4 protein-coding genes are annotated in these 4,089 nt (G+C 61.8%); all 4 read right to left on the bottom strand.

The genetic code is table 11. The annotated features are described in order from the left end of the window. Positions 1-23: 23 nt before the first annotated feature. The gene (locus ACRDUX_RS15520) at positions 24-764 is read right to left on the bottom strand and encodes a GntR family transcriptional regulator (RefSeq protein ID WP_526414910.1); all 741 of its coding nucleotides are present in this window, start codon (positions 762-764) and stop codon (positions 24-26) included. 214 nt (positions 765-978) lie between these two features. Continuing rightward, the gene (locus ACRDUX_RS15515; protein WP_526414909.1) at positions 979-2,082 is read right to left on the bottom strand and encodes a tartrate dehydrogenase; all 1,104 of its coding nucleotides are present in this window, start codon (positions 2,080-2,082) and stop codon (positions 979-981) included. A gap of 164 nt (positions 2,083-2,246) precedes the next feature. Beyond that, entirely contained in the window at positions 2,247-3,065 is an 819-nt protein-coding gene (locus ACRDUX_RS15510) for a GntR family transcriptional regulator (RefSeq protein WP_526414908.1), read from the bottom strand. Then, positions 3,023-4,089: NAD(P)/FAD-dependent oxidoreductase (locus tag ACRDUX_RS15505; protein ID WP_526414907.1), on the bottom strand; the 1,067-nt coding region annotated here is incomplete at its 5' end. The genes ACRDUX_RS15510 and ACRDUX_RS15505, both read right to left, overlap by 43 nt.

Here is a 4,089-nt window from a genome sequence, read left to right as displayed (position 1 = left end):
GTATAGGTCCTTATGGTTGCGTCCTAGGCGCGCGCCTTCTTCTCCTCGTTCTTGTGGGTAACGTCACCGCGGTAAGCAAGGTGCTCGTCGAGATTGAAGTGGGTGTCTAGCAAATTGAGTACCTCGGCCTGGTCACCATTGCGTATCGCAGCCACCAGGTCACGGTGTTGAGATACCGCTCGCTTGAGCCAATCGGGATGGCCTTCCACGAAAGCCGCCATGCACAGCCGTGTTTCAGCGGTCAAGGTGCTGAACACACGACTCAAACGCGGGCTCTTAGCCGCACTGACCAAAACCTCGTGAAACTTGATGTCCGCAGACACTATGGCAGCCCACTCACCGGATTTCACCGCCAACCGCAGTTCAGATACCGCTTGGTCGAGCGCCTTGAACGCCGGTGCACTATCGAGCCGCCCCATCACCCGTATTGCAGCTGTCCCCTCGACTGCTCGCCGCGCCAGGTAGATATCGGCGGCATCCTCATGGCCCAGTTCGACCACGAAGGTTCCGTGGTGGGGCTTGCTCCACAACAGGCCCTCCTGCACCAGACGCTGCATCGCCTCACGAATCGGACCACGGCTGACACTCAGCCGCTCAGCGAGCTGGGTTTCAGTCAACTGTTCACCCGGCGCCAATGTCCCGTCGAGGATCGACCCCCGGATAACATCCGCAATACGGCCTGGGGCCGTAGTCAGAGCCATCGGCTTGATACTGTCGAACGCCATCAGGCCTTCCTTCGCCGTTATCGCAGATGAACCGGCCATCTTGCTCACAGACTATCGTTGATTGTCAACAAAAGACGCCATGGCCGTGGTCACCGGATCTCAATTCTTAGGCGCCGATCGTGGTCAACCCAGGCTGAGGACCACGGCGTTGGTCATACAAACATGTCGCTTTCACACGGGAGCGCCTGATCGACCACCACCCTGGTGCCGGTCTCGAAGCACTCGGTTCGGCAGGTTTTCAGCATCTCTCGGTTCAGTTTCTGCGACCAGTGGTGTGCGTTGTCAGTCGGTCGATAACCGCCCGCGTCAGCTGCGTTGTGGTTGATGTTCCTCCCAGATCCGGCGTCAGCGTTTCACGGGTGCGCAACACGTCACGCATGGCACCGAGGACTTCCGCAGCTGCTTCTGGGTGGTCGAGGTGGTCGAGCATGAGCCCTGCTGACCAGATCGCGCCCAGCGGGTTCGCCTTTCCCTGACCCGCGATGTCGGGCGCCGACCCGTGCACCGGCTCGAACATCGACGGAAATCTGCCGGACGGGTCCAAATTCCCGGAAGGAGCCAAACCGATCGACCCGGCGACCGCAGCAGCCAGGTCCGAAAGAATGTCGCCAAATAGATTGGACGCAAGCACCACGTCGAACGATGCCGGCTCGAGCACCATCTTGGCTGCCAGAGCGTCTATGTGTTCGCTGCGCCAGGAAACCTGCGGATGTGCCGATCCACGTTGCGCCACAACCTCATCCCAGAAGGGCATGGTGTGCACGATCCCGTTTGACTTAGTCGCAGAGACCAGACGATTGCGGCGCCCGCCCGCTAGTGCGAACGCGTAGTCAGCGATCCTCTCAATACCAATCCTCGTGAAGATGGCTTCTTGGCTGGCGAATTCAGTTTCGGTACCGCGCCCGAAGCGTCCGCCGATCTCGGAATATTCCCCCTCGGTGTTCTCCCGCACCACGACGAAGTCCACACCCCCGGAGGCGTCTCCGGGAAGTACTCCGCGCACCGGTGAGTTCACGCCTTCGAAAACCGTGATGGGGCGCAGGTTGACGTACTGCCCGAACTCCCGCCGGATGGGAATCAGTAACCCCCACAACGAGACATGGTCGGCGACGCCAGGCCAGCCGACCGCACCCAAGAGAATCGCATCGTGCCCACGGATCTGATCGAGACCATCGTCGGGCATCATCGCTCCCCGCTGCAGATATCGGGCGCAGGACCAGTCGAAGAGGTCGTAGCCGAATGTGATGCCGTGTCGGTTACCGACGGCGTCGAGCACAGCAGTCGCCGGCTCGATCACCTCACCTCCGATTCCGTCACCCGGGATCAGGGCAATCTGATGGGTCACCGCATTCACCAACTCAGGCACGTCGCACATCCGAGAGCATGTCGAAGCAACCCCCTGCGGAAACCTCCGCTGATGCCGTGGTCGTCTGTGTCACCCGTCGTGGCATATTCTCCTCTTTGCCGTCTCGAACAGGGGTCATGATGATGCTTCTGACGTTGTTGTGACACTTGATATCCCTAGACATACGCGCCGGGAACATTCTCAGCCGCGCGGTAGCTCAATGCGTCGTCGAGCGAGAAGTGACTGTCAAGGAGTTCGACGGTCTGATCCTTGTCGCCACGACGCAGGGCCGCGACCAGATCGACGTGCTCGCTGACCGCTCGCTTCAACCACCCGGGATTGCCATCGAGCAAGCCAGCCATACACATCCTGGTCTCGGCCGTCAGTGTGGTGAACATCCGGGTCAACCGTTGGCTCTTGGCCGAGTCCACGAGCATTTCGTGAAAGCAGATGTCAGCTCCGACGACATCTGCCCAGTGACCACCGTCGACGGCAGCGCGAAGGTTGTCTACCGCCCGATCAAGGGCAACGAAGGTGGCTTCGTTGCGCTGTCCCCCCATGAGACGCACTGCGGCAGTGGTTTCCACCGCCCGGCGTGCCAGATAGATATCAGCGATATCCTCGGTGCCGAGCTCGATGACGAATGTGCCGTGGTGCGGCTTCGTTCGTAGCAGTCCCTCTTGAATCAGTCGCTGCATGGCTTCGCGAATCGAACCGCGGCTGACATTGAGCCGTTCGGCGAGTTGCATTTCGGTCAACTGCGACCCAGGAGCCAGGCTACCGTCGAGGATCGATGCTCGAATGGCATCCGCGATGCGTCCCGGTGCCGTCGGGAGGACGATGGGCGCGATATTCTCGAATGACATCGAATGCTCAACCTTCATTTCTGCATCGGACGCTCGGCCCGGCACGGAGATATCTCCGACCCGTTGGCTACGGATAGTCGTGAGCTTCAAGAAATCTCGTTCGGCGCAGCCATCGAGGGCGATCGCCACAACCTTGGCTCCAGCGCGCGTGGGGTCGTCGTTGAAATCAGCTTCTTGAGTGCTTTGTTCACGTTCAGGCGGAGGCCGTCCTCCTGCTTGTTCTCGACCCACTCGACAGTGGCTCGCACGACGGCACCGCCGACCGAACGGAATGGCTCAGGCGGCAAGAACGCCGTCGGTCCGTGTGTCAGTGGCGAGCGGGTGTCCGCGTCCTGCATCCCCAGCACGGTGCGCCCCAGCACTCGTCCGAGGTAGGCGCACTGCGCGACACCCTGACCCGAGATTCCGCTGGCGTAGTGGATCGTGCCACGACCGCCGAGTTGGCCGATGAACGGCAAGTGGCTCGGTGCACGGTCGACCGCGCCGCTCCACGCATGCGTGATGCGGGCATCAGCCAGGTCGGGAAACCACCCGCGCAGATCACCGATGATCGAGCGAATCGAACGCGGGTCGTACAGGACTGATGACGTCACTCGTCCGGCGGGTCCAAGGGGGCCGCCGCCACGCCCGAATGCGAGGCGGCCGTTTGGAGTCACCTGCATGTGATGAACGGACATGCGCAGATCGCCAGTCCCCGCGCCATTCGCAAAGGCACGACCGAGCAACTTGTCCCCCAACGGTTCGGTGACGACCATCGAGCTCCCGATCGGCACGAAGGCGCGTCGCAATTCGCGAAACCGCCCCATCCATGCGCCGAGCGCAAGGACGACGCTCTCGCACGTGACACTGCCTGCGCCCGTGCGCACCCGGTTCGGCTTCCCACGGTCGAGGCCCGTCATCGGCGTTCCCTCGTAGATCTTTGCCCCCAGCTCCAATGCCACGTGGCGGAGACCCCTGGCCAGCGTCGCGGGCTGCACCGTGCCTGCATCAGTCTGCGTGACGCCGGCCAACGGCTTGGGCGAACCAGTGCGTCGACGGAGTTCGGGCCCGTCAACCTCGGCGAGGAGATGGCCACGGCCGTGCGCATTGCACGCTTGCATTGCCGCGTGCCACTTTCCGAACTGATACTTGGACACCACGGCCTTGGTCATCC

Source organism: Mycobacterium sp. (assembly GCF_050701675.1).
Lineage (GTDB): Bacteria > Actinomycetota > Actinomycetes > Mycobacteriales > Mycobacteriaceae > Mycobacterium.
This window is presented reverse-complemented; position numbering and strand designations above follow the sequence as displayed.

Excerpts from the sequence above, each read along its gene's own strand:
- ACRDUX_RS15520 (WP_526414910.1), bottom strand. The coding sequence starts at position 764 with ATGGCCGGTTCATCTGCGATAACGGCGAAGGAAGGCCTGATGGCGTTC.